General features: G+C 30.5%; 1 protein-coding gene. It reads right to left on the reverse strand.

Translation table 11 applies throughout. The features are described from left to right. Positions 1 to 145 precede the first annotated feature (145 nt). A partial coding sequence (locus tag ACSVH9_RS16305; protein WP_438064629.1) for a hypothetical protein occupies positions 146 to 691 on the reverse strand: 546 nt, incomplete at its 5' end.

Below are 691 nucleotides of genomic sequence, written 5' to 3' on the forward strand. Positions count from 1 at the left end.
GCTCCCAACGTTCTGGTACTACAGCGGGTTTGGGTTCGAAATTAAGATTTATTTTTCGGTTGTCACTAAACTGCCAAGTACAAAACCAACTTCCCATCAAGCCAATTGCCCAAATCCGTTGTAGTAGCTGTTGGTGGCTGGCATTTTAGTTGCAAGTTGTATATGGATTGTCACATTGCATTTCAGGTTCTAACCAACCTTCTTTTATTGTTCCTTTATATTTAATTTTTACGTAAACCCATTTATCGCTGCATTTTTCAATTACATAAAGTTGATTTGTCCAATTTGGCACATTGGAATTTATTTTTGACTTTTTGTTAGGTTTAGAATATAAATTTAGTTTTTCTTTTTGCGAATAATTTTTAGCAAATGTTCCAATATTAGTGTCTTTTTTAATCCAGCCAATAATGTTGCTATTTTCCTTAATTGAGTAAGAAATCTCTACTTTAAAATAACCAACAGTATCTTTTTTGATTGTCAAAATCAAGTAATCTTCTTCTTCAAAATTATGTCTTAGTTTTTTTATTATGTTCCCATTTGGTTTGTCTAAAATTGAAACGTCATTTTTGAAATCTATGTTAATTATAGCTCCGCAATTACAATTTACTTGTCCAAAGCATTTTATTGTAAGCGACAAGAAAAATATAAATATTAAATGTTTTTTCATCGTGATTTTCATATGCTTGCCACC

It is taken from the genome of Flavobacterium sp. RSSB_23 (assembly GCF_051547145.1).
Taxonomy (GTDB): Bacteria; Bacteroidota; Bacteroidia; order Flavobacteriales; family Flavobacteriaceae; genus Flavobacterium.